We start from the raw sequence: 24590 nt of genomic DNA, 5'->3' as shown, positions 1-24590 counted from the left end.
ATTAAATAGATATTGATGATAAATTCGTCTATGGGCATCTCACAACTCCATTGTATTCTTGGTCGAAAACAATAGATTAGTGAGGTGCTCTTCTTTTTTCAATCACTTTCGAAGTTGAGAGTGGGGTTTATACTCCTATTTTTTCATCCATTGATTTTTATTCCATTAACAACCTGACTTGCATTTAGTAGGGCATTAATAGCTTCGTATGGAGCGATTGATCGTCCTTGTGTTAGCAATTTGTATAGTAATGGCTACGTGGTTACGTGTCGCAACTGAAACATTACCTAACGTAGCATTTGCACAACAACGTGTTGATTGTGAACACCTGCTTAATACTCCTATAATGACAAAAGTTGAATGTAGCCATTGATGATTTTGATTGTCGTGGCTTTTATCTTATATCAGATTTTATATTGCACTATTAAGTATTCTAATCATTAAGTATTCTAATTATACAAATAAGCATTAACGGAGGATTTACACTATGGATATTATCAGTCATTTGACGCGGACCGTCAGCCCAGCTGTATTAGGTGATGACCGCAGCCCAGCTAAGAAAAACTTACTTGAGCAGTTTTACGCTATCTTTGCCGCGCGCTTGGCGGACAATGATACTTATGGTCGCTTTGCTAACGAAAACATAGCCCGTGATGACCAAGGGTTTTATGACCGTGTGTGGACAGATGGTTCACATCGTGACCAGATTTCTCGTGAGTTGGCAGGCAAGCACAATGTCGACGCGACGGCTTCACGCGGTCTGATTGCCATGGCTGCACCGCTCGCTTTTCATGAAATCAAAAGCTTGGCAGGTACCACGCCTGTACCACAGTTTTTGAATGATAACCTTGCCAGCTACCAGCATCATATCCCTGCATGGGCGAGCACGGTATTACCAGCCGGGATGTTGGCTGCCACGCCTGCTGCTGGAACTGGAACACGTATCTCTGATACGACTAGCACTGCGCCACTGCATCGTGAAGAAGAAGAAAAGGGCAGCTTTATGAAAGCACTGCTGCCAATTATCGGCTTGATTATTTTAGGTGCACTGGCTTGGGCGCTGCTTAGAGGTTGCCAGGACAATCCTGAACCTGTCGCCACACCAGTTGCGACTGAACAGCAAGCAAACGAAGGCGATGAGCAGTTGGCCGTTGCAGCTGATGTTGAGCCTGCATCATTGCGTATTGCGACGGGCGAGAACAGTGAACTATATGCCTGTAGCATGAATGTTGGTGATGACACACTACAGAGTAACGTCATGAATGCCCTCAGTGGTGCCTTCGGTGATGAAGCCAACAAGTGCCGCGCTGATGTTGATGATAACTTTGCAACAGATATGCCAGCGGCCGCACAGCTTGCGTCTATCTTGCCAATCGTTAAAAGCGTGCCAAATGCTAGCATGATTATTAAGGGTGACAATATTACGGTCAACGCTCCTGATGAAGCAGCACTACAGAAACTGGTGTCTGATTTGCAGGCAGCCGCGCCAGCGATGACGGTGCAAGCGGAAGGTCCATTAGATTTGCAAGGTGAGATTGATAACAGTCTGGCTGCAGCAGATGTCGCTATGAACAATCTTGGTGACAACCCAGATCCACGTGACGTTGCGCGTGCTTTGAGTATTCAAGTGATTAATTTTCAAGTAGATGAAGCGGTGATTCCTGATGTAAATAAAGCCGTTTTGGATCGTGCTGCAAAGATTATTACTGAAGTACCAAATATGAATCTGATGATTATCGGTCATACAGACAGTCAAGCGTCTGATTCTTATAATATGGAATTGTCTCGTGAACGTGCTGAGTCGGTAAAAGCATACTTAGTGTCTCAAGGTGTTGATGCCAGCAAATTAAGTACCAAAGGTATGGGTGAGTCAGAGCCTATCGCTGAGAACTCAACTGAGCAGGGTCGTTTCCGTAATCGTCGTATCGAGTTTGTGGTTAACGATGAAACAAACAGTGCAAATGACGGCATGGTTATTAGTAACGATGCGCTTGATCCAGACCTAAATCCTTTAGACAGCAACAATGATGACTTGCTGCCAGATGGTGATGATGCGACTCAAGGTACTGCTGTAGATCCAGCAAACTAATAAGTCTGTTAAATCACAGATATAACAATCAATAGCTAAATGTTATTGTCAAACAAGAAACCGCATCTTTATAAGATGCGGTTTTTTTCTGTACTCAAGCATTATAGAGAATCAGACATTCTAAATTAAAAGCTATCCGCTTATTTTCCAGACAACGGTTTATCGGCGGTTATTTATAAGCAGTCGGATCTGTAAGCTGATTGATATTGCTCGCAGTTTGCGTCTCAGATGCGGTATTAGCAGCTGCCTCAAAAAAAGTCTGAGTCACGTTTTGTTTGGCTTGTTGCCAGTACTCAAATTGCTCACAAGTAGATGTAAGGTCACCTTGCCATTCAGGTATGTTGCCGCACATGGTTTTGAGACGTTTTTGATTGGGATAAGGCAAATCTTGTGCCGCTTCAGCCGCCTCATGGGCAGCGATGCGATCATTACAGACTAAAGCAATATCGCACCCAGCTTCAATCGCTGCTTTTACGCGGGCGCTGACATTGCCAGCGGCTTGAGCGCCTGCCATTGATAAGTCATCAGAGAACAGCACACCGTCGAATTTAAGCTGATCGCGAATGATGTCTTGTAGCCAGATTTTTGAAAATCCTGCTGGCTTGTTGTCTACTTGCGAAAAAATTACATGGGCAGGCATCAGCGCATCGAGCCATGGTAGCGTTTGGGCAAAAGGCTGCATGTCACTATTGATGATGTCATCCAAGCTGCGTGTATCTATAGCTTCAGCGACATGAGAGTCAGGGGCTATCGCACCATGGCCAGGGAAATGCTTGCCCGTGGTCGCCATGCCTGCTGCTTTCATGCCACGCATAAACTGAGTTGCCAAGGCAGTAATGGCTTGTGGTTCGTGATGAAAACTGCGATCACCGATGACTTGGCTGATACCATCTCTGTCGAGGACAGGCGCAAAGCTCAGGTCAATCCCTACTGCCAACACTTCTGTCGCCATGAGATAGCCACAATCGTAAGCGCAGCTCAACGCTTTGTTAGGGTCTTCATTAAACAGTTCACCCAGCCTTCCCATAGCAGGGAGAGGAGTAAAACCATTGCGCAGTCGAGCGACTCGTCCGCCTTCTTGGTCAACGCCGATTAATATGTCAGGATTGTGATAGCGTATGTCATCACATAAGGCGCGTACTTGCGCGGCATCGCTGACGTTTCTAGTAAATAAAATCACCCCGCCGACTTGTGCTTGTTTGAGTAAACTCACATCTTCAGCAGTCAGTGCGGTACTATCGATATCAATCATTAAGACGCCGTACATTGCGTAATCCTTATGGGGTTATAAATGGTTATGAGTGGTTATCAGTAGTTATAATTGTCATCTCAAATAGGTAATGATAATAACGGATGCTAGTCTATTATCACGATAGCCGTATTATGACAGCTATTATTAATTGAGCATAATATGGCGGATGAATTGATTCAAATCAATTTACGCATACGATTTAATTATTCAGCCTAGTCATTATCCATGCTTAGCGGCAATCTCTCTCGATGACCACTGTCAATCGTAACAATAATCCATAAAGAGAGATAATTAACGCTCACCATAATGAACCATGAAAAATCTGACAGAAAGTTTGGTATGTGTGGGCGTAGCGTGTAAGATTGCTTATACAGTTTGAGACAGTTGCGTATTTAAGCGCATGATAATATTGATTGATTTTTGACGACTCGTTGATATCTGATGTTGACAGTCAACAACGAGTTATAAAGGCGATTGTCTGTCATCAATATTTATATTCTCATCCTGCAAATATTGAATAACTACATGCTATTGTAAAATAGCCGTTAATAAGTAATAGCACTAGCATCAAATAAAGATGTACTCTACAGACAGAATAGTGAACAGAACCAAAAGAGTTGATGGATAACAACTTATTCAAATAATGAGATAACCCCCATACTATTATTAACTTAAAACAACTAGGTATATATGATGAAAAAACAACCAGCACAGTGGTTACTCAGTGTAGCGTCAGTGGGCATCGCCGGTATTATTCTTACCCAAAGTTATGGCACGGCAGTAGCAGAAACCAACACTGAAGGCTTTGTGCAGACCCCTGAACAAAAAGTCACTACCCGTCAAGTGGCGGCTTTGTTGGATCGCAGTCACTATCTCAATCAGCCATTAGATAGCGCCACAGGCAGCGAAATATTGTCTATGTATATAGACAGTCTCGATCCGAACCATACGCTATTTTTGCAGTCAGACGTTGATGAGTTTAAGAAAAAGTATGCTGATGATTTTGGTGCTCGCCTCAAACGTGGTGATTTATCTGCAGGGGTAGACGTCTTCGAACGCTATCGCAAACGCTCAAATGAGTATTTTGCCATGGCCAGTAAGATGCTAAAAACAGACATCGATTTGACGGGTGATGAGACCATCGTACTGGACCGTGAAAAGCTCAATCATTTCAAAACCAAAAAAGAGCAGCGTGATTATTGGACGCGTCAGCTCAAGTTTCAGCTGATGAGTATTACTTTAGGTCAAGAAGATGAAAAAGCCAAAGAGCAAGTATTCTTGGATAACCCAGATATTACTCGTGGTCAAGATTTGGTGCGCAACGATAAGCGGACGCCAAGTGAGATTTTGCACAACCGTCTCTCACGCCAACAAGAGCAGTTCAAACGTCTCACAGATGATGAAATCATGGAGACTGTATTAAACACAGCGATGCTCACTTACGATCCGCACAGTAACTATTATGCACCGATTCAAGCGACTGAGCTGCAGATTCAGTCAAGTCTGCAGCTAGAAGGTATCGGCGTCTCTATCCGTCCTGATCGCAAAAACCCAGACTATACGCGCATTGTGACACTGGTAGATGGTGGTCCTGCGGCAAAAACCGGTCAGATAAAACCGAATGACTTAATCGTTGGTATTGCTAAAGATGGTAAAACCATGACCGACGTGGTTGGCTGGTCAACACGTGAGATTGTCAGTTTGATTCGTGGTAAGCGCGGTACCTCAGTGACGCTTAAGTTACGTCAGCCAAATACCCCTGATGCTAGCGCCCGTACAGTGACGGTGGTTCGCGATATCATTCAGCAAGAAGAGTCGGGTGTCACTCAGCGTGTGGTAGAAGTGCAGCGTCCTAATATTGATAAAACGCCGAAACGCATTGGTGTGCTTGAGATACCGAGTTTTTACTTAAACTACCGTGCACGTCGCAATGGTGAAGACTACCGTAGTGTGAGTGTCGATACCGAAAAAGCGCTAAAAGAATTAAACAAAGAAAACATCGATGGCTTGGTCGTCGATTTACGTAACAACCCTGGCGGCTCGTTGGATGAAGTGGCTAAGATGCTCGGCTTCTTTATCAAGAGCGGACCACTGGTACAGATTCGTGACAATCGCGGCAATATCCAGGTGTATCGTGATAATGATGGTGGCGAGCAACTCTACGACGGCAAAGTGGTGGTTATCACCAACCTAGCCTCTGCTTCTGCCAGTGAGATTTTTGCCGCGGCTATTCAGGATTACGGCCGTGGTTTGGTCGTTGGTAGTACGACCACAGGTAAAGGCTCTGCCCAGATTCAGCTTGATAGCTTAGCCTTGGGGACTGCTACATTAACTCAGCGTAAGTTCTATCGCGTCACTGGCGGCAGTACACAAAATAAAGGCGTGGTGCCTGATATTGAACTGGTCAACATCTATGATGATGCCACCTTTGGTGAGCGCGCACAAAAAAAAGCATTGCCTTGGGACACTATCAGAACCGCCCCTTATAAACCAGAAGGCAAGTTCACTAGCGATACGTTAGCGACACTCAATGATCAGTCGAAAATCCGTCAGGAACAAAACCCACAGTTCGTGTATCTCTCAGCCCTCAATGATATTCGTGACATGGATGATGAGAAAAAACCAATCGTACTCGATATCAATAGCCGCCGCGCTAAAATGCAGCTCATCGAAAAGCGCTCATTAGAAGCGGAAAATAGACGCCTCATCGCCACAGGTGAAAAACCGTACTCTAATTGGAATACTTATCAAGCGGCAATGGATGCAAAATTTGAAGAACGTAGCCAAATGAAAGCCAATGAGCGTCCAGAGCTACCAGAGGACGAAGCCTTCATCAATGAAGCTGCTTATATCATGCTAAGTGCTGAGCCAGAAGTACTGCTTAGCCCTGAAGAGAAGTTATAAAGGTAAGCCATAAAACCCTGATAGGACATCCATGTAAGCATATGCTTACATGGATTGACGTTTAGACCTCTTACTAACCATGGGTCAATCTGCGATTATAACTGTACGGCACGATTGAACGAAACGGTTCATTGATACTAGGGATTGGTATCTTAAAGGTCGCATCAGGGATAGGTGGTTTGCTGATTAGGGATGATAAGGCTGGATGCCTGCTAGTTGTAAGATATCTCGGGATTAGGTATCGTATAACGTTAACATGGATGGTTAGTGATAAAAGCCGCATAACGCTTGTCGTTATGCGGCTTTGTTACGTCTGCAAGACAGTCATTTATTAAGATGGCAGTCAATAAATCATAATACGCTAGACATCAAAAAAGGCCAGTAACCAGAGTCACTGACCTCTTTAATTAAATGATAATATTACGTCTTAATACATATTATCATCTAACCACACTAGGCTCTAGAAGAGATTAGTGCTCAACGCCACCAGCACCATGTACATGGCCGTGGTTTAATTCGTCTTCAGTAGCAGCACGTACTTCTTGGATTTCAACGTCAAACGTCAAACGCTTACCAGCCAATGGATGGTTAGCATCTACCGTTACTTCTTTATCGTTTACATCAGTAACGGTCACTAGCATAACTTGACCGCCAGCTTCTGACTGAAACTGCATACCAGGCTGAATGTCTTCAACGCCTTGGAAGTTTTCACGTGGTACATGTTGTACCGCTTGCTCTTGGTACTCGCCGTAGCCATCAACAGGCTCAACAACAGCGTTGACTTTTTCGCCAGCTGATTTGCCTTCTAGTTGCTTTTCTAGGCCTGGGATGATGTTGCTGTGACCATGTAGGTAAGCAAGTGGCTGACCTTCTGGTGATTGGTCAAGTACGTTACCTTCGTCGTCTTTTAGCGTGTAATTGAATTTGACGGCGGTGTCTTTTGCGATAGTAGTCATAAAATATCCTAAATATATCGATGTAAAAAATTAAATACGATTGCAATAAACCTAAAAAAGCCAATCAGCAAGCCAAATAGCCACGTCATTAGTCAATTATCATCAGTTTATTTCAGTTTATAAAAGTAACTTTAGCAGTTAGCATCTTTAATTGAGATGGCTCGTATAAGTTTCAAGGCAAAAACCATAAAAAATGCCAATTAATACTGATAAATCGTTATTTTTTTAAAATAAATGCTATTTATTGCGTTTAAACACTAGCGAGTGGGCACTGCCAGTTTGCCAGTTGCGTTTTAGGGTAATGCCTTCTACCATAATGATAACAATAAGGATGAGAAATATAATGTCTGCATTTACTGATACTGACAATAACCAACCAACAACTAACAATTCATCGAACACACTGGTGAAAACAGCCACTAATATCCATTATCGATTCGATTTTGAGCGATTTTCTGAGCATTTGGTGGATGTGTCGCTCAGCTTTACCACGAGCACAGACGCGCCGGAGCTTTGGTTGCCTGCCTGGATACCGGGCAGTTATCTGATGCGTGAGTTTGCGCGTAATATCACTGCCGTGCATTACCAAGTGACGGATGATGAGCAGTCTAAGAGTCACCGCGCAATAAAAACAGATAAAAATACCTGGCAGCTGCCACAGGCTCAGGCAGGGCAGAGCGTAGATGTTCATTATGAAGTTTACTGCTATGATTTATCTGTGCGTACCGCTTACGTCGATCAACAGCGGTTATATGGTAACTTTACCTCGCTGGCACTGGCAGTCGATGGGCAAGAGCAGCAATCAGTGCAAGTGAGCTTACTGGTGCCAGCAGCGTTTTTGGCGGACAAGGATGAGAGCCGTGTATTGTTAGCTTGTGGACTTGACGCTACTCATCTGCGACTCGATGGTCAGCAGTGCTTTGCGCTACAGGCGGATAGCTATCACGAGCTGATTGATTATCCTTTTGAAATCGCTGTGCAAGACAAGTTTGATTTTATCATTCAAGACGATGCGCATAAGACGCTGCATCACAGTTTTTACCTATCAGGTAAACACAGCGCCGATATGGGCAGACTACAGCAAGACGTCACTCAGATTTGTCAGAGCTATGTCGATTGGCTAGGCGATTCGCCCTTTGATGATTATACGTTTATGACCTTTGCCAGTGGTCAGGACTATGGCGGTCTTGAGCATATCAACTCTACCAGCTTGATTACCCCGCGTCGCGACTTGCCAAATATCAATGAGCCCAAAATTCCGAGCAGCGATTATCAGCAGTTTTTGGGCTTGTGTAGCCACGAGTACTTCCACTCGTGGTGGGTAAAAACAGTACGCCCTGATGTGATGCTCAATGTTGATTTGCGAAAGGAGGCCTTTACGCCTTTGCTGTGGGTGTTTGAAGGATTTACCTCTTATATTGATGACTTCATGCTGCAGGCGTCAGGTGTCGTTGATAAACCAAGCTATCTAAAACTATTGGCTGAGCAGATTAATCGCTACTATCAAACCCCAGGACGCGCGCATCAAAGTGTCGCTGAGTCCAGCTTTGATGCTTGGATTAAATTGTACCGCAATGATGAAAATACAGGCAATGCGGGTATCAGTTATTATAATAAAGGTGCATTGGTAGCATTGTGTTTAGACTTAATATTGCTCGAAAAAACCAACGGTCGCTATCGTCTATTTGATGTGGTCAAAGCGTTTTATAGTCAGGCCAAGCAAAATGATAATAAGCGCATCGGTATCAGTAGCGCCGATATGGGTGCAGTTATCGGACAGTTTATGCCGCTGACAGAGTGGGAGAACTTTGAGAGCCGTTATGTCAATGGCGTAGAAGAGCTGCCGATAGAGGCTTTGCTGACAGCGAATGGCATCAAATGGCATATTAATACCAAGGAGACGGCAGATAAGCATATACCTTGGGGTATGCGCTGTAGCGACACCCCAGCTGGGCTCAAGGTCAATCGCGTAATGCGTGGCAGTGCGGCAGCTCGTGCTGGTATTTCGGCGCATGATGTTATCATTGCTCTTGATGGTATCAAAGCTGACGCTAAGCAATTGGCATTACTCAGTCAGTCAGCGCAAAATGTAGAATGTCATTTGTTTCGCCGTGACGAGCTGATGCGTGTCAATGTGCTGCCCAAACCTGCTATTGATATTCTTGATGCGGCCGATAGAAGTGTTGAGGAAGCGTTCCCGCATAAAGTAAGCCTGCATTTAGCAAAAGGCGCTAAACCATCAGGAGAGACAGCAGCAGACGATAGTGATGACCGTTCGACAGTAGGAGAAAAATGGCAGGCATGGTTGAATGTCATGGAGCGCTATCAAGTGTAAAGGTGTTCGTTTGATTTAGCCTATGTTCAGAATGTTTATACTCAGTATGTAAAGTCATAGCAGACAGTTATCATGACTGCTGAAAATAAAATCCCCTGCCAAACGATTGCTTGGCAGGGGGTTTTTGTATTAGTGACTGTATTTTCCGCTCTCTCTTTTTATTTTGATGATTTATTTTGCTTTCTTATTGTCGAATCTAAGATGTTTTATAGAGGACTCTATAATCAAACCGGACAGCCTTTAAATAATATAGTCAGCGAAAAGTAATATTGATACATCACGTACTGCTGATATCAATTTTCCTTGCTTGCTGTGCCTGCGCAGACAGAGGCTACAAAAAATTGATATCAGCAATACCGTAGCGTTTTTAGGATATTTTGACTATAAAACCAGCCAGCTTATAAAAATATCTTAAGAAACAGCAGGAACAGGCTACTCAGCTTGTGACGTCTCATCAGTCTTTTCATCATCCGTGGCTTCAGTATTGACAGTTGCCTGACTATCATCAGCGTTGCTAGATTCTAGCGCAGCAATCCAGTTTTGCATCAGCTGAATCTCACCCTGCTGGGTATTGATGATACTTTGCGCCAGTGCTCGCATTTCTTCGTCGGTGCCGTACTGGAGCTGCACCTTTGCCATATCTACTGCACCTATATGATGCGGCAGCATACCACGTGTAAAAGCCATGTCAGGCTGAGGGTCAGCGATACCAAGCACCATGTCACCATGTAAGACGTCCATGCTGCGCGCATAGGCCTGCTGCATTGCTTCGGTAGTAGGCTTAGGTTTGGCGGCATCAGGGTGGCTTGCGAGCCATTTATTTAAAATATCCATTTCAATTTGCTGTGCATCAATAACGTCTTGCGCGAGTTGACGCATTGCCTCATCGGTGCCGTATTTTAGCTGGATTTTTGCCATTTCAATTGCCCCGCGATGGTGACCAAGCATGGCTTTGGCAAAGGCTGTATCAGGGTCGTTATAGCCCATGCCAATCATCATCTCGTCATGCATTCTAGTCATCGACCTCGTATAGTCTCTGAGAATGTCAGTCATCTGCGACTCATCCGCTGCGTCTGCATCTGCGGTCAAACCATCATCAGTATTTGCATCATCTGGTGTATCGGTAATATCAGTGACTGGCGGCGTGACAGCTTCTGTGGACTCGTTGTCCTCTGTTGCCGGCTGACAGGCACTTAAAATAAGCGCAGCAGCAATACTAGTGGCCAACAAAGAAAAACGACGTGAAGCAATCATGAGATATCCCTATTATAAAAATCGAATGATGAATAAGTGGCTGAGACTTCTTATACATAACCAATGACGTGCTGAATGTTAGCAGATAAACCTTACCAGTTCGAGACGCTATGATTAACAGGTCGTAATATATTTATTGGCTATTAGGGTTTTCCTTAATAGACCATAAAGCTAGTCTTCATTAACGTGATAAATAAGGCTGGTACGTATGAAAATTAATCAATCCCTAATTGCTGACAGCGTTCATTATTCAAATGAATACGCACAAACTCACCCACGGCTAAATCTCCTAACTCAAATCCAGCAACCGACCAACGTATCAAGCGTAGACAAGGCAGTCCAACATGCGCTGTCATGCGTCTGACTTGGCGATTTTTACCTTCATAGATAGTGAGCATGAGCCATGAGGTTGGGACATTTTTGCGTTCACGGATAGGCGGGTCACGTTGCCATAACTTGATGGGCAAGTCGGCTTCGCTTACCATCAGCGCCGTTGCAGGTAATGTCTTACCGTCTTTTAACGGTACGCCAGATGCTAGCTCATTTAACTGCGCTGTTGTTGCGAGCCCTTCGACTTGTACCAAGTACGTCTTACCTTGTTTATGCTTATTTTTTACAAAACTCGTCGCAGAAGGGGGCTGAGTAATGGCTTTATTCACGCGACCATCACTCGTCAAAATCAACAACCCTTCTGAAGTAGCATCAAGTCTACCTGCCACTCGTAATGATTTATCCGTGAAATACTGTGATAGGGTGGTGTGGTCGTTGTTACTGTCATCACGAAACTGGCTTTGCACCCCATAAGGCTTATTAAATAAAATGAGACTAGAGGTCGACATAACGTAAAAATTCCTAAAAAGTAGAGGTTACTAAAACACAATCACCAATGAATTGTCATTACATAGACTTGCTTGAACGATATGAGCTATTGAAGCAATACGAAAAGCATGAGCTACCACGCAAGTCTATAACAGCACTAAAGCCATGATATGGTAGTGTTATTTATATTATTGATACTTGCATCTGTGCTATGTGCAAGAAAAATCATTGCTCAGCCCTTTAACATTTTCAGCGCAGAATTCCCCTACTTCTAAAGTAGTGGGATGAATGCGTCAGACTTTTGATATGGTACAATAGCTTCATGCCAAAACAAATCCTAAAAGCCTATAAAGTCAGGCTCTACCCTAATGAAGAACAGCAAATATTCTTTGCCAAATCATTCGGCTGCACACGCTTTATTTGGAATAGGATGCTTAGTGACAAGATTGATCATTACAACGAACATAAGGTTGACCTTAAAAATACCCCAGCTCAGTATAAGAAAGAGTTTGACTGGCTAAAAGAAGTCGATAGCCTGGCGTTGGCCAACGTCCAGCAAAACCTAAGAGCCGCTTATAGTAAATTCTTCAAAGGTTTAGGCTTCCCTAAGTTCAAAAAGAAGGGGCAGCGTGACAGCTACACCACCAATAATCAAAAGGGCACAGTAGCGGTCACAAACAACACCGTCAAACTGCCTAAGATTGGTCATATCAAAGCCAAGTTTCCAGCCAAGATAAAAGGTTTGATTAAGAGCGCCACGGTCAGTAAAGATCCTACAGGAAAATATTTTGTCAGCCTATTGGTTGAAACTATCGTAGAGCCGTTGCTAAAAACACACTCTAACATCGGCATTGATTTAGGACTGACCGACTTTATCGTCTTATCAGACGGCAGCAAAGTTGCTAATCCTACCTTTTTATCGAAGCTGCAACATAAGCTTGCGCGAGAACAAAAGATACTGGCCAAGCGTAGAGAAGTGGCCAAAGCGGATCAACGCAAGTTGTCAGAGAGCCGCAACTATCAAAAGCAAAAAGTTAAAGTAGCTAAGGTATATGAAAAAATAACCAATATCCGAAAAGACTTTCTACACAAACTCTCATTCACTCTCATCAAAAACCACGATGTGATTGCGATTGAGGACTTAAACGTCAAAGGCATGGTTAAGAATAGGAAGTTATCTAAAGCCATATCAGACAGCTCATGGTCAACCTTTGCCGCCATGCTGAACTACAAGGCTGAATGGTACGGCAAAACGCTTGTCAAAATAGACCGATGGTATCCATCTTCTAAGACCTGCTCAGGCTGTGGTCACTTACTCACTAAGGTTGAGCTACCATTACAGGTGAGGACATGGAATTGCCCCAGCTGCTTGCAATCCAACGATAGAGACATCAACGCCAGTATCAATATCCTAAACGAAGGATTGAAGTTGGCAACACTCAAAACCGTCGGTACGACGGGGTTAGCTTAGTCCATTTGCCTAACCGCTGATACAAAATATCGTATCAAGTATGGGTATTACCTAAGAAACCCCTACCTCTTTAGGTGGTCGGTAGTTCATTATTGTTCTATTCTATATCACAAGCGCATGTAGCCCTATAAGCATAACAGAACGGCTAGCATAACAGAGTGTCAAGTGCGCCTGCGACATCTAACATACAACCAAGGAGTTTTATCCATGTCCTATGATAAGGTTATCGTACCAAGAGACGGCGAAAAAGTAACTGTCAACGCTGATTTGTCGTTAAATGTACCCAACCATCCGATTATTCCATTCGTTGAAGGTGATGGTATCGGGGTGGATATCACGCCTGTGATGATTAAGGTGGTCGATGCGGCGGTGGACAAAGCCTACCATGGCAAAAAATCAATTATTTGGATGGAGGCGTATCTGGGTGAAAAGGCTGCCAAGATTTATGATGGCGAGTATCTGCCCAATGAGACGCTAGAGATTTTAAAAGACTATGTTATCAGTATCAAAGGGCCGTTGACGACTCCCGTTGGCGGCGGTTTTCGCTCATTGAATGTCGCGGTGCGTCAAGAGCTTGACCTATATGTCTGTCAGCGCCCAGTCCGCTGGTTTGAAGGCGTACCAAGTCCTGTACAGCACCCTGAACTGACGGATATGGTGATTTTTCGTGAAAACTCAGAAGACATCTATGCCGGCATCGAATGGAAAGCGGGCAGTGATGATGCCAAAAAAATTATTAAGTTCCTAAAAGAAGAGATGGGCGTCACCAAGATTCGCTTTGATGATGATTGCGGCATCGGTATCAAGCCGGTATCAAAAGAAGGCTCGCAGCGCCTAGTACGCAAAGCCATTCAGTATGCCGTCGATAATGACTTGCCAAGTGTGACATTAGTACATAAAGGCAATATCATGAAGTTCACCGAAGGCGCGTTTAAAGACTGGGGCTATGAGCTGGCTGCAGAGCGTTTCGATGCAGAGCTGTTAGATGGTGGTCCTTGGATGACGATGAAAAACCCAAAAACCGGTAATAACATCATCATCAAAGACGTCATCGCTGATGCGTTTTTACAGCAGATTCTGATGCGTCCTGCTGATTATTCAGTGGTGGCAACGCTAAACCTAAATGGCGACTATATTTCTGATGCACTAGCGGCAGAAGTGGGCGGTATTGGTATTGCACCAGGCGCGAACAAAGGCGGCGCAATCGCTGTCTATGAAGCCACTCATGGTACTGCGCCTAAGTATGCCGGTCAAAATAAGGTAAACCCAGGGTCGCTCATCTTATCGGCTGAGATGATGTTACGTGATATGGGCTGGGTCGAGGCGGCAGACCTTATTATCAGTGGTATCCAAGGTGCTATCGCTAATAAGACAGTAACCTATGACTTTGAGCGTCTGATGCCAGATGCGACTCTGCTCAGTACTTCTGAGTTCGGTAAAGCGGTGATTAAGCATATGGATGCTTAATCTATAACAGCAGCTTAGTCGTTAAGTGTTAATGCTTGAGAATATCAATGCTAAAAAGCTACCTACAGTTGTGTAGGTGGCTTTTTTACGGTCAATTTATAATGGTTTATCAGTCGTTTTTTAACAAACGTTGTAAATATCATATCCATTTAAAAGTCAAAAAAATACCCCTTAAGTCTAAGACCTAAGGGGTGTTTTTTCATACTGTCTTACACTATTGAAAGCGCTGTTGAAAGCTGGCTTAAAAGGCGGAATCATACCGCCTCTCAAACTTAGCTATCTACTACGTCAGTATATTATTCAATTATAGTGAAGCCAAGGCCTCATTGAATAAAGTACTTGGGCGCATGATTTTCTTAGCCAGTGCTTCATTTGCATAGTAGTAGCCTTTAATATCGACTGACTTGCCTTGCGCTTCGTTAAACTGTTGAACGATAGCTTCTTCGTTACTCGCTAGCGTCTCTGCAAATGGTGCAAACTTGGCTTTTAGGTCAGCGTCTTTATCTTGCGCTGCCAGCTCTTGAGCCCAATACATCGCTAGATAGAAATGGCTACCACGGTTGTCCAATTCGCCAGTTTTACGTGAAGGTGACTTGTCATTGAGCAGTAGTGTTTCAGTGGCTCTATCCAAGGTATCTGCTAAGATTTGCGCTTTAGCATTGTCGTCGTTTTTGGCCAAATGCTCCAACGACTCAGTCAAGGCTAAAAACTCGCCCAGTGAATCCCAACGTAGGTGATTTTCTTCTACCAACTGTTCGACATGCTTAGGTGCAGAACCACCAGCACCTGTTTCGAACAAACCACCACCTTTCATTAGCGGTACAACTGATAGCATTTTTGCACTGGTTCCTAACTCTAGGATAGGGAACAAGTCAGTCAAGTAGTCACGTAAAATATTACCGGTTGCAGAGATAGTATCTAGACCACGAGCGACGCGCTCTAAGGTATAACGCATGGCACGAACTTGTGACATGATTTCAATGTGCAGACCATCAGTGTCATGATCTTTCAAGTACATTTTGACCTTTTTGATGAGCTCGTTCTCATGTGGACGATAAGGGTCTAACCAAAAGATAACTGGCGTGTCTGATTCACGGGCGCGGCGGACAGCAAGTTTCACCCAGTCTTGGATAGGCTCATCTTTCACCTGACACATGCGCCAGATGTCGCCTTTCTCAACTGCTTGCTCCATCAATACTTCACCAGTGTCTTCGTCAACGATACGGGCGATACCGGCATCGCTCGCTTCGAAGGTCTTATCATGCGAGCCATACTCTTCTGCTTTTTGTGCCATAAGGCCGACGTTAGGCACGGTACCCATCGTGGTTGGGTCAAAATTGCCATGCCACTTACAGAAGTTAATCATTTCTTGGTAAATACGCGCAAAGGTGGACTCTGGCATGACCGCTTTACAGTCATACATTTTGCCATCAGCGCCCCACATTTTACCACCTGAGCGAATCATCGCTGGCATTGACGCATCTACAATCACATCACTTGGTGAATGGAAGTTGGTGATACCTTTTGATGAATCAACCATGGCAAGGCGTGGACGATGCACTTGGCAGGCATGCAAATCGCGCTCAATCTCTTCACGCTTACTGGCTGGTAGCTCAGCGATTTTTTCGTACAGACTTGCCATGCCATTATTGACGTTAATACCCAACTCGTCAAAGAAGGCACCGTGCTTATTAAAAGCCTCTTTATAGTAAGTTTTTACCGCATGTCCAAAAACGATAGGATGTGATACTTTCATCATGGTGGCTTTTACGTGCAATGAAAACAAGATACCGGCTTCGCGGCAGTCTTCCATTTCTTGCTCATAAAATTCGAGCAGCGCTTTTTTGCTCATAAACATCAAGTCGATGACTTCTTTGTCGAGCAAAGCAATGCCTTTTTTGAAGACATTCACAGTACCGTCTTCAGCCACGCGTTCCATACGAACCGTGCGTGCTTTGTCTAGCGTCATTGACTGCTCGCCGTCATAGAAATCGCCGCTATGCATGTGCGAGACGTGCGTGCTTGACCACTGCTTCCATTCACCCATAGAGTGTGGATGCTTGCGGGCATAGTTTTTGACAGCTTTTGGTGCGCGGCGGTCTGAGTTACCTTCACGTAGTACCGGGTTGACCGAGCTGCCTAGGCTTTTGCCATAGCGCGCACGAATGCTCTCTTCTTCTTCGGTTTTTGGCTCATCTGGAAAGTCAGGTAGCGCGTAGCCTTTGCTTTGTAACTCTTTAATTGCGGCTTTTAATTGCCCCACAGAGGCACTGATATTAGGCAGTTTAATGATGTTGGCATTAGGGTCTTGCGTCAGTTTGCCAAGCGCCGCTAAATTGTTAGGTACGCGTTGCTCTTCGGTTAAAAACTCAGGGAATTCAGCCAACACACGCGCAGCAACAGAGATGTCACTGGTCTCAACAGTAACGCCTGCTGTTTGGGTAAATGCTTCAACAATAGGCAGAAATGATAAGGTTGCCAGCGCTGGGGCTTCGTCAGTTTTTGTATAAATAATTTTTGACATATTAGTAGAATATTCCTATAGGCTGTAGTGAATAATAAGCTCAAATATAATTTTGAATATCGTTGAGTGATACTATGACTAAATCATACTATGTAATAGTCAACGATATGGTTAGATCAAGTACATCATATGTAGTCTCTTAGAAATGTTGAGGCTACTTAAATTTTCTTTCTTTTATGTTGGTTAGCCAGCACAATCATGTTAGCTAATTTTTTGACTAATTTTCATTAAGACGCAGTTTAAAACAGCGAATTAACCATCTATCTAAAGCTGCCTAATCGCAAGTTGCTGACAGCGCGTTATAGTGAATCCACTACAAATCTCATACACTGTCAACCTCGTATAATGAACTAAGTATACTGTTTTCGCTTATATCCTATGTATTGGATTTATATTAAGCTAATAACAGCCTTATTCTACCAGTCATCGGCTCTGATATCATCTTTTCCCTAGAATTACTGCGATTTCTTCAGCATTTATCTCAATTTGGCCAACCGCTTTGCTTGACTGGGTGAAACGACAGCCATGTTATAAAAATTAGTATTATGAAAAGCATTAGATAGAAATGATCTTTATCAAAAGCAACATGGTAGATAAGCACCATAGATAAATATCATTATAAGAAATAACCACCTATATTACTGTAGGTGGTTTTTTATTGAGTGTAGATAAGTTTTTGCAAATTGTGACAGCAAACTGGCAAAAATTTGCTAGGCTGTTTGATTACCAGATAAATTATCGATAAACATAGAGCGGTTATAGTGACGATGAGTATGAGTTTACAGTATGCACTGATTAATGATACCAGTTGGCAGAGTCAAGCAGAGTGGCAAGCTCCTGATACGCCTTTTATGTCGTTTGATTTTTGGCACGCATTGGCAGATACCGGTGCGATTGGTGAGCGGGCGGGTTGGTTACCGATATTTATCTTGGTACATCGCGTTACAGACCATTCAAAAGAAGATGTCAGTAACCCTTACCTTGGGGGTAGTGGCTTTTCAGATTTTAGCTCTGTAGATATCAAAAATACTGGCGCAGAAGCATTGATAAAACAGCCTGTTGCGGTGTTACCGGTCTTTATAAAAGGTCATCATCGCGGTGAGTTTGTGTTTGACCATTCATGGGCGGAGGCCTACGCGCGCTACGGGATGGATTATTATCCACGGCTGGTTACCAGTGTGCCTTATACACCGATTACCGGTCAGCGTTTTTGGTTGGCGACCGGCGAGAGTTTGAATGCAGATATCATAAAAACTGCCATTGCCGGTGTCGATGACGTTGCCCAGCAAGTAGGAGCGTCTAGTTGGCATGGGCTGTTTGTCACGCCTGAGCTGACTGATATGGCGACTACATCCATGCCTACCGATAGCGATATAGAGCGTGCGCTCGCCGCCCAAGACCATGGCTTAGAGCCAATGGCTATTGATATGCCCATACTTGAGCGTCAAGGCTGTCAGTTTTTATGGCAAAATAAAGACTTACTACAAGATGCTCAGCCATTTGCAGATTTTGATGCGTTTTTAATGACGTTAAGAGCAAAAAAGCGCAAGACTATCCGTGCTGAGCGTCGCAAGGTCGCTGAGCAAGGCATCAGTTGCCAGCGTAAATGCGGTAATGCGATTACTGATGAGGACTGGAAAGCCTTTTATCATTGCTATGTGATGACCTATGCGGTACGTGGGCAGCAGCCTTATTTAACGCTAGATTTTTTTAAAAAACTATCCACTACTATGCCTGCGCACTTGATGCTCGCACAAGCGCTTGATACCAATGGTGATATTATTGCCAGTAGTTTATTCTTATACGATAAGCCGGATAGCGACAATGTTGATGATAATGCGACCTTATATGGTCGTTATTGGGGCGCGCTTGCTGACTATGACAGCTTGCATTTTGAGCTGTGCTATTATCAAGGTCTTGAGTTTGCTATCGAGCAAGGTCTGACGTATTTTGACCCAGGTACGCAAGGGGAGCATAAACTGGTGCGTGGTTTTATTCCAACGACGACGCACTCGCTGCACCGTATCTATGACCCACGTTTTGTGCCAGCGATTGCAGATTTCTGTCGCAAAGACCGACTATATATGGCGCAGTATCGTCAGCAAGCCTTTGACGCACTACCATTTAATGCCGATAATATGCCTCAGTTTGATGCCAATAAGTGATATTAATAAGTGATATTAATAAGTGATATTAATAAGTGATATTAATAAGTGATTGGCTTAACGTGCCCAGTAATAGCGAATTTGTAACCTTCCTCTATCTATATGTCCAACATTAGCTGTCAATTATGTCCAACAATCAATTGTCTTGTCTTGCCCATTTATCAGCTCCTACTGAGCTCTTGCCATGGCTCAATGCTGAAGGTTCTCTGACCGCGATGCTTGAGGTAAAGGCGGGTCAGCCGCTACGTGTCGAGCGTAGCTTTGAAGGTTATCGCTCATTGTCATTGGCACAAAAACGACAGTTAGGTGTACGAGGCGCTATGCTAAATCGTCCGATGCTGGCATGGGTACGCGAGGCGCAGCTATATGGTAATGATGAGCAACCATGGGTCGAGGCACAGAGTATCTTTCCGTTACCCAGTCTCAAAGGGCGCGCCCGTCGTCTGCAACAGTTAAAAGGCACGCCCATCGGATATGTGTTGTTTAAGCGCAGTCGCACATTGCCCAATCAACGTTCTATCGAAAAAACGGCAGAGGGCTGGCAGCGGCAGACGCTGTATGATTGGTATGGGCGCAAAATACTGATTAGCGAAACGTTTTTAGCTTCATTTTTAAAATGAGCACGCGTTACTATATAAGTTAGGATATTAATAAAAATATTGTTTCAACAGTATGGGTGAGCCGCCAGTAAATACTTTATTTTATTGGCTATTTATCTGCGTGATATCGTCATTTAAATTGCTCAGCTTGCTGTGAGGTTTTTTTGCGCTCGCAGTACAAATTTTCATGTTACACTTAATCTTTAGCGATGATATCGATGCATTTATATGTCGAATTTATTGCCTATAATGAACGAGTTAATAACAAGGCCAATTGCCTTTGCTTGCCTATTTTACCTCCTTTTACTACTCGCTTCTTTTTCATAAACACTACCATTAACGATAGCCACTACCTAGGACATCACTATGTTTAAAGATATTTCTATCAAAGAGTTTGATCCAGTACTTGCTGAAGCCATGGCCGCAGAAAGCGTTCGTCAAGAAAATCACATCGAGCTTATTGCCTCTGAAAACTACTGCTCGCAAGCAGTGATGGAAGCACAAGGCACTGACCTTACCAACAAATACGCTGAAGGTTATCCAGGTAAGCGCTATTACGGTGGTTGTGAGCACGTCGATGTGGTTGAGCAATTGGCTATTGATCGTGCAAAAGAGCTGTTCGGTGCTGAGTACGTTAACGTCCAGCCACACTCGGGTAGCCAAGCAAACTCTGCGGTATTTTTAGCCTTGCTTGAAGCCAATGACACGGTACTAGGCATGAGCCTAGACGCTGGTGGTCACTTGACGCATGGCGCGCACATTAACTTCTCAGGTCTGAACTACAACGCCGTACAGTATGGCTTGGTCGAAGGCACTGGCCTTATCGATTATGACGAAGTTGAGCGTTTGGCAAAAGAACATAAGCCAAAAATGATTATCGCTGGTTTTTCAGCATATTCACAAGTGGTCGATTGGGCGCGTTTCCGTGAAATCGCGGACGAAGTAGGCGCGTATTTACTGGTAGATATGGCACACGTGGCTGGCCTTATTGCTGGTGGCGTGTACCCAAGTCCAGTACCATTTGCGGATGTGGTCACGACTACAACGCACAAAACCCTACGTGGTCCACGCTCAGGTATGATTTTGGCTCGTGATGAGAAGCTTGCTAAAAAGTTAAACTCTGCGGTATTTCCAGGTAACCAAGGCGGTCCGTTGATGCACGTCATCGCGGCAAAAGCGGTTTGCTTTAAAGAAGCCTTAGAAGATAACTTCAAAACCTATCAGCAGCAAGTGGTTAAAAACGCCCAAGCGATGGCAAAAGTCATCCAAGAGCGTGGTTATGAAATCATCTCTGGCGGTACTGAAAACCATCTCATGCTCATCAGTCTAGTCAAGCAAGACATGACCGGTAAAGAAGCAGATAAATGGCTTGGCGATGCGCACATTACGGTTAATAAAAACGCCGTACCAAACGATCCAAAATCTCCATTTGTGACTTCTGGTATCCGTATCGGTACGCCAGCGATTACTACTCGCGGTTTTAACGAAGCGCAAGCTGGTGATTTGGCAGGTTGGATTTGTGACGTATTAGATAGCCGTGGCGATGAAAAGGTCGCTGCTGAAGTCCGTGGTAAAGTTGAAGCTATCTGTAAAGAGCTTCCTGTTTATGCTAAAAATCAGTAATTTCTGATTCATTGGTTTTATAATTTAGAGATAAAAAAACCGCTTAGCTTTTTTGCTAGGCGGTTTTTTTGTGAGTAATAGGACGCACTAATGAGGAAGCACTAATCTTTCTTTAGCGCATGGCTGTCTTCTAATATACTGATAAATCTCTCGTATAGCCAAGGTTCAGCATCTTCGATGGCTTGGTTATAAATTGTAGGACCTATCAAATCTACCATAAAATCAAATAAGAATTTGGCAGGCAAATTGCCGATGTCCAAATCAAACTCTTCATTCATATAATCTCTCAAATTATCTAACAGCACCTCTTCCTCTTCTTTCGATAACTTGATCATTTTGTCTTGACTCATATTGTTCTCTCAGCACTATGTAACCATACAGATTAGGTCATTGGCGACAGGATGGAAAGGCTCAATAGACAATAAAAAAAGCTGGATTACGATAACGTATCCCAGCTTTATTCAGGTTAATTTGAATGGTCAGTTATCAAATTACATAAACGGCAACTTGGTGAATATCTGCAATACCGTCGCGTTGACGATATCGACAAAGAAAGCGCCGACCATCGGCACAATCAAAAATGCCTTAGGCGAGGGCAGATAGCGGTCAGTCACGGCTTGCATATTAGCAATCGCAGTCGGCGTCGCACCCATACCAAAACCACAATGACCTGCTGATAAAACAGCCGCATCATAGTCTTTACCCATTATTTTAAAGGTAACAAAGTAAACGTAAATAATCATAATGACCGTCTGTACCAGCAAGATAACCAATACAGGGCCTGCCAAATCAGTCAGCTGCCATAGCTTTAGTGACAGTAGCGCCATGGCCAAAAACAGACTCAAAGAAGCGTTGCCGAATACATCGATAGAGCGGTCAAACATATCGAAGTTGAAGACAGTGGTGAGCACGTTACGAATGATGACACCGCCTGCCAGCGCCCAAACGAAGGTGGGTAGCTCAAACCAAGTGTCTGCGGCAAGGAGTGTCATCACATCGGCAAAAGCCAAAGCAGCCGCGAATAGCGCCAATGTCTCAATGGTCGATGAGGCAGTAATAAAACGCATACTATCAGGTCTTTCAAAGATTTCTTTATTGCTATGCGCTGAGTCTTCGTCGTGTTTGGTGCTGTAGAGCGACTGTGCGCCAGCGACTTTTTCGATGTCACTAGGGTTGGGGTTTTCAGGTGTGGGTTTTAGCCCAAGACCTTGAATTAAGCGACGCGCAACAGGACCGCCGACGATACCGCCCGCCACTAAACCATAAGTGGCCACTGCGATACCTAGGGTTGTCGCGCCAACCACGCCATAATCTTCTTCTAAGGTGATGCCCCAAGCGCCTGCCGTGCCATGCCCACCCGTGAGAGCGATAGAGCCTGTCACCAGTCCGAGCAGTGGGTCTAGTCCCAACGCACTTGCCATGGCGACACCAACGATGTCTTGTAGCACAATGAATAACGACACCACGATGGTAAAAATTAATAACGGCGTACCACCTGCTTTTAGTCTGCTGAAATCAGCACTCAAACCAATAGAGGCAAAGAACATCAGCATGGTGGCGGTCTGCAATCCTTGATGAAAGTTAAAGGTATATCCCCAAACGATATTTAAAATATAGACCACGATTGCCGCAACTAAGCCACCGGCCACCGGTTCTGGGATATTAAAATCTTCTAAGAATTTAATTCTCTTAACCAAAAATCGTCCAAGTAATAGCACCAAAGTGGCTAATATCAGCGTGTAATAACCGTTTAAGGTAATTTCCATACGTTAATCCTTTCTCTAAAAATAAATTAACCTGAATTCGGGATAAATATGGCTTTATCTCGAATTCAGGCTTTGTGATGATTAGTGGCTAAGTGTGGTCTGGGCGTCATCTATGTGCGGTACAATGACCCACAGTTGCGGCTTGCCAAACGTTTTATAGGCATCCTCAATGATGCTTTTAAACATATTGAAGTCTTCAGTATTTATGTTTTTTACTGCTGTTAAGTCCATGGTTAACTGGGTGACTTCGCTATCTGTCAGGCAGTCCCATGCGCTGTCCCAATTGTGCGAAAAGTACTCAGGAAAATCACAGGCTGTCGCCAAGTTTGTCAGCAGTGCGCTCTTATCAAGTACCTCATGAACGGGTACCTCGATAGCTTGGTTAGGAATGCTGTTATCAAAATCAGGGCTGTCTTGGTGGATATAATAAATGGCTTGGCTCATATTATTTTACCTCTAGTTTGCGAAAACTATCGTAGTGGTCGACGGTCAAATAATAGACGGTAGGCGGATTGCCACCTGTGACGATACGCCTGGCACCGCGGTGAGACACGCCAGGCGTGGGTACGGTGTACTCACGATAGTAGCCTTGTGACGCTGTTGGTAACCTGCCTTCACGATTATAAAAAGTCGTGCCGTCTTTATGAGGGTAAGGAAAAGGACCGCCTTGTTGAATGAGCGCAATCGTATGGTCTACTTGTGCATCACCAGTGATGTTGCTACTGCGCGAATTTGATTGACTGACCTCGGAGGTGGTTTGTGACCTAGAGTGTGAGGAAGATGAGTCAATGCTATCGCTCAAAAACTCAGACTGTAAATCGCCAAAGAAATATACCGCAACAGCGATAAGCGCAATGAAACTAAATAGAGTAGAGCGCAAGCTTCTCTTGTTTTGGTTGCTGCGCGGTGGGCTATTATTATAGCCACGGTTATTCTGAGTGTGACGAGAGTGATTGTTTTGGTTAATGGGATTTGATGTTTGCTTAGCTCGCTCTGAGCCTGAGTTTTCTTCGATACCTAGAGAGAATGGTGTGACTTCAGTGGCGCGCAATTGGTTTTTATCATTACGTTCGCTATTGAAATAGACCCGTTGACCTTCGGTAATAGGCTGCGGTAAGCGTGCTGTACTGATATGAAAAAACACGTCTTCATTTTGATTGTCCACGTCAATGAAGCCATAGCCTTTTTCTGTATTCCAGTGCTTGATTTCGCCACTTTGCATGAGTGCATCATCCTCTACATAATTATTGTTCTTATGCTAACCAATTGTCATAGCGCATATATAACATATTTATCTCTAATAAAAAAACGCCAGCAATTTAGCTGGCGTTTTTTTGGGGATTATACGTGAATTTAGACACTAGAT

18 protein-coding genes are annotated in these 24590 nt (G+C 44.1%); 9 read left to right on the top strand and 9 right to left on the bottom strand.

Annotated features, from left to right (window positions below; all coding sequences use genetic code 11):
• Positions 1 to 487 precede the first annotated feature (487 nt).
• On the top strand, positions 488 to 2089 hold the full coding sequence (locus QL919_RS05200; RefSeq protein WP_290188515.1) for an OmpA family protein: 1602 nt from the start codon (positions 488 to 490) through the stop codon (positions 2087 to 2089).
• Positions 2090 to 2258: 169 nt separating this feature from the next.
• Here the strand turns inward: QL919_RS05200 and nagZ are convergent, their stop codons facing one another.
• Entirely contained in the window at positions 2259 to 3356 is a 1098-nt protein-coding gene (gene nagZ / locus QL919_RS05195) for a beta-N-acetylhexosaminidase (protein WP_290188514.1), read from the bottom strand.
• Positions 3357 to 4034: 678 nt separating this feature from the next.
• Here nagZ and QL919_RS05190 point away from each other — a divergent pair.
• A complete protein-coding gene (locus QL919_RS05190) occupies positions 4035 to 6245 on the top strand; it encodes a carboxy terminal-processing peptidase (protein ID WP_290188513.1) in 2211 nt (736 codons plus the stop codon).
• Between the two features lie 470 nt (positions 6246 to 6715).
• Here QL919_RS05190 and QL919_RS05185 read toward each other — a convergent pair whose 3' ends face one another.
• Positions 6716 to 7201 carry a peptidylprolyl isomerase gene (locus tag QL919_RS05185; protein WP_290188512.1) on the bottom strand — a complete coding sequence of 162 codons (486 nt, stop codon included), beginning with the start codon at positions 7199 to 7201 and terminating at the stop codon, positions 6716 to 6718.
• A 343-nt stretch (positions 7202 to 7544) separates the two neighbouring features.
• Here QL919_RS05185 and QL919_RS05180 point away from each other — a divergent pair, with 343 nt between their 5' ends.
• Together QL919_RS05180 and QL919_RS05175 are read left to right on the top strand one after the other, a co-directional pair.
• On the top strand, positions 7545 to 9536 hold the full coding sequence (locus QL919_RS05180) for a PDZ domain-containing protein (RefSeq protein ID WP_290188511.1): 1992 nt from the start codon (positions 7545 to 7547) through the stop codon (positions 9534 to 9536).
• A 72-nt stretch (positions 9537 to 9608) separates the two neighbouring features.
• The gene (locus QL919_RS05175) at positions 9609 to 9803 is read left to right on the top strand and encodes a hypothetical protein (RefSeq protein WP_290188510.1); all 195 of its coding nucleotides are present in this window, start codon (positions 9609 to 9611) and stop codon (positions 9801 to 9803) included.
• Between the two features lie 165 nt (positions 9804 to 9968).
• On the opposite strand, the gene QL919_RS05170 is transcribed toward QL919_RS05175, so the two are convergent.
• Both QL919_RS05170 and QL919_RS05165 read right to left on the bottom strand, forming a co-directional pair.
• Complete coding sequence (locus QL919_RS05170) at positions 9969 to 10790, bottom strand: DUF305 domain-containing protein (protein WP_290188509.1); 822 nt, start codon at positions 10788 to 10790, stop codon at positions 9969 to 9971.
• Positions 10791 to 11005: 215 nt separating this feature from the next.
• Positions 11006 to 11629, bottom strand: a complete 624-nt coding sequence (locus tag QL919_RS05165; protein WP_290188508.1) for a pseudouridine synthase — start codon at positions 11627 to 11629, stop codon at positions 11006 to 11008.
• Positions 11630 to 11931: 302 nt separating this feature from the next.
• Here QL919_RS05165 and tnpB point away from each other — a divergent pair, with 302 nt between their 5' ends.
• Both tnpB and icd read left to right on the top strand, forming a co-directional pair.
• The gene (gene tnpB, locus QL919_RS05160; protein ID WP_290188507.1) at positions 11932 to 13080 is read left to right on the top strand and encodes an IS200/IS605 family element RNA-guided endonuclease TnpB; all 1149 of its coding nucleotides are present in this window, start codon (positions 11932 to 11934) and stop codon (positions 13078 to 13080) included.
• Positions 13081 to 13287: 207 nt separating this feature from the next.
• Entirely contained in the window at positions 13288 to 14547 is a 1260-nt protein-coding gene (icd, locus tag QL919_RS05155) for an NADP-dependent isocitrate dehydrogenase (protein WP_290188506.1), read from the top strand.
• Between the two features lie 304 nt (positions 14548 to 14851).
• On the opposite strand, the gene QL919_RS05150 is transcribed toward icd, so the two are convergent.
• On the bottom strand, positions 14852 to 17071 hold the full coding sequence (locus QL919_RS05150; RefSeq protein ID WP_290188505.1) for an NADP-dependent isocitrate dehydrogenase: 2220 nt from the start codon (positions 17069 to 17071) through the stop codon (positions 14852 to 14854).
• A gap of 773 nt (positions 17072 to 17844) precedes the next feature.
• Here QL919_RS05150 and QL919_RS05145 point away from each other — a divergent pair.
• The 3 genes from QL919_RS05145 (at position 17845) to glyA (ending at position 21458) form a co-directional block, all read left to right on the top strand.
• Positions 17845 to 19236 carry a GNAT family N-acetyltransferase gene (locus QL919_RS05145; protein WP_290188504.1) on the top strand — a complete coding sequence of 464 codons (1392 nt, stop codon included), beginning with the start codon at positions 17845 to 17847 and terminating at the stop codon, positions 19234 to 19236.
• Positions 19237 to 19361: 125 nt separating this feature from the next.
• Positions 19362 to 19856, top strand: a complete 495-nt coding sequence (locus tag QL919_RS05140) for a chorismate lyase (RefSeq protein ID WP_290188503.1) — start codon at positions 19362 to 19364, stop codon at positions 19854 to 19856.
• A 345-nt stretch (positions 19857 to 20201) separates the two neighbouring features.
• Positions 20202 to 21458 carry a serine hydroxymethyltransferase gene (gene glyA / locus QL919_RS05135; protein WP_290188502.1) on the top strand — a complete coding sequence of 419 codons (1257 nt, stop codon included), beginning with the start codon at positions 20202 to 20204 and terminating at the stop codon, positions 21456 to 21458.
• 101 nt (positions 21459 to 21559) lie between these two features.
• Here the strand turns inward: glyA and QL919_RS05130 are convergent, their stop codons facing one another.
• The 4 genes from QL919_RS05130 to QL919_RS05115 form a co-directional block, all read right to left on the bottom strand.
• The gene (locus tag QL919_RS05130) at positions 21560 to 21808 is read right to left on the bottom strand and encodes a DUF2164 domain-containing protein (protein WP_290188501.1); all 249 of its coding nucleotides are present in this window, start codon (positions 21806 to 21808) and stop codon (positions 21560 to 21562) included.
• 141 nt (positions 21809 to 21949) lie between these two features.
• Positions 21950 to 23224, bottom strand: a complete 1275-nt coding sequence (gene gltS, locus QL919_RS05125; protein WP_290188500.1) for a sodium/glutamate symporter — start codon at positions 23222 to 23224, stop codon at positions 21950 to 21952.
• Between the two features lie 81 nt (positions 23225 to 23305).
• Positions 23306 to 23668 (bottom strand): barstar family protein, encoded by a 363-nt coding sequence (locus QL919_RS05120; RefSeq protein WP_290188499.1) that lies wholly within the window; start codon positions 23666 to 23668, stop codon positions 23306 to 23308.
• 1 nt (position 23669) lies between these two features.
• A complete protein-coding gene (locus QL919_RS05115) occupies positions 23670 to 24446 on the bottom strand; it encodes a ribonuclease domain-containing protein (protein WP_290188498.1) in 777 nt (258 codons plus the stop codon).
• Between the last annotated feature and the right edge of the window lie 144 nt (positions 24447 to 24590).

Source organism: Psychrobacter sp. APC 3426, from assembly GCF_030408035.1.
In the GTDB taxonomy this organism is placed as follows: Bacteria; Pseudomonadota; Gammaproteobacteria; order Pseudomonadales; family Moraxellaceae; genus Psychrobacter.
The sequence above is the reverse complement of the archived record's forward strand: the minus strand, read 5'-3'. Positions and strand labels throughout refer to the sequence as shown.

What these genes read in the sequence shown, in the direction of transcription:
- gltS (WP_290188500.1), bottom strand. Translation starts at nt 23,224, where the DNA reads ATGGAAATTACCTTAAACGGTTATTACACGCTGATATTAGCCACTTTG.
- QL919_RS05190 (WP_290188513.1), top strand. Translation starts at nt 4,035, where the DNA reads ATGAAAAAACAACCAGCACAGTGGTTACTCAGTGTAGCGTCAGTGGGC.
- QL919_RS05140 (WP_290188503.1), top strand. Translation starts at nt 19,362, where the DNA reads ATGTCCAACAATCAATTGTCTTGTCTTGCCCATTTATCAGCTCCTACT.
- icd (WP_290188506.1), top strand. Translation starts at nt 13,288, where the DNA reads ATGTCCTATGATAAGGTTATCGTACCAAGAGACGGCGAAAAAGTAACT.
- QL919_RS05130 (WP_290188501.1), bottom strand. Translation starts at nt 21,808, where the DNA reads ATGAGTCAAGACAAAATGATCAAGTTATCGAAAGAAGAGGAAGAGGTG.
- nagZ (WP_290188514.1), bottom strand. Translation starts at nt 3,356, where the DNA reads ATGTACGGCGTCTTAATGATTGATATCGATAGTACCGCACTGACTGCT.
- QL919_RS05115 (WP_290188498.1), bottom strand. Translation starts at nt 24,446, where the DNA reads ATGCAAAGTGGCGAAATCAAGCACTGGAATACAGAAAAAGGCTATGGC.
- QL919_RS05165 (WP_290188508.1), bottom strand. Translation starts at nt 11,629, where the DNA reads ATGTCGACCTCTAGTCTCATTTTATTTAATAAGCCTTATGGGGTGCAA.
- tnpB (WP_290188507.1), top strand. Translation starts at nt 11,932, where the DNA reads ATGCCAAAACAAATCCTAAAAGCCTATAAAGTCAGGCTCTACCCTAAT.
- QL919_RS05150 (WP_290188505.1), bottom strand. Translation starts at nt 17,071, where the DNA reads ATGTCAAAAATTATTTATACAAAAACTGACGAAGCCCCAGCGCTGGCA.
- QL919_RS05120 (WP_290188499.1), bottom strand. Translation starts at nt 23,668, where the DNA reads ATGAGCCAAGCCATTTATTATATCCACCAAGACAGCCCTGATTTTGAT.
- QL919_RS05175 (WP_290188510.1), top strand. Translation starts at nt 9,609, where the DNA reads ATGACTGCTGAAAATAAAATCCCCTGCCAAACGATTGCTTGGCAGGGG.
- QL919_RS05185 (WP_290188512.1), bottom strand. Translation starts at nt 7,201, where the DNA reads ATGACTACTATCGCAAAAGACACCGCCGTCAAATTCAATTACACGCTA.
- QL919_RS05170 (WP_290188509.1), bottom strand. Translation starts at nt 10,790, where the DNA reads ATGATTGCTTCACGTCGTTTTTCTTTGTTGGCCACTAGTATTGCTGCT.
- QL919_RS05180 (WP_290188511.1), top strand. Translation starts at nt 7,545, where the DNA reads ATGTCTGCATTTACTGATACTGACAATAACCAACCAACAACTAACAAT.
- glyA (WP_290188502.1), top strand. Translation starts at nt 20,202, where the DNA reads ATGTTTAAAGATATTTCTATCAAAGAGTTTGATCCAGTACTTGCTGAA.
- QL919_RS05145 (WP_290188504.1), top strand. Translation starts at nt 17,845, where the DNA reads ATGAGTTTACAGTATGCACTGATTAATGATACCAGTTGGCAGAGTCAA.
- QL919_RS05200 (WP_290188515.1), top strand. Translation starts at nt 488, where the DNA reads ATGGATATTATCAGTCATTTGACGCGGACCGTCAGCCCAGCTGTATTA.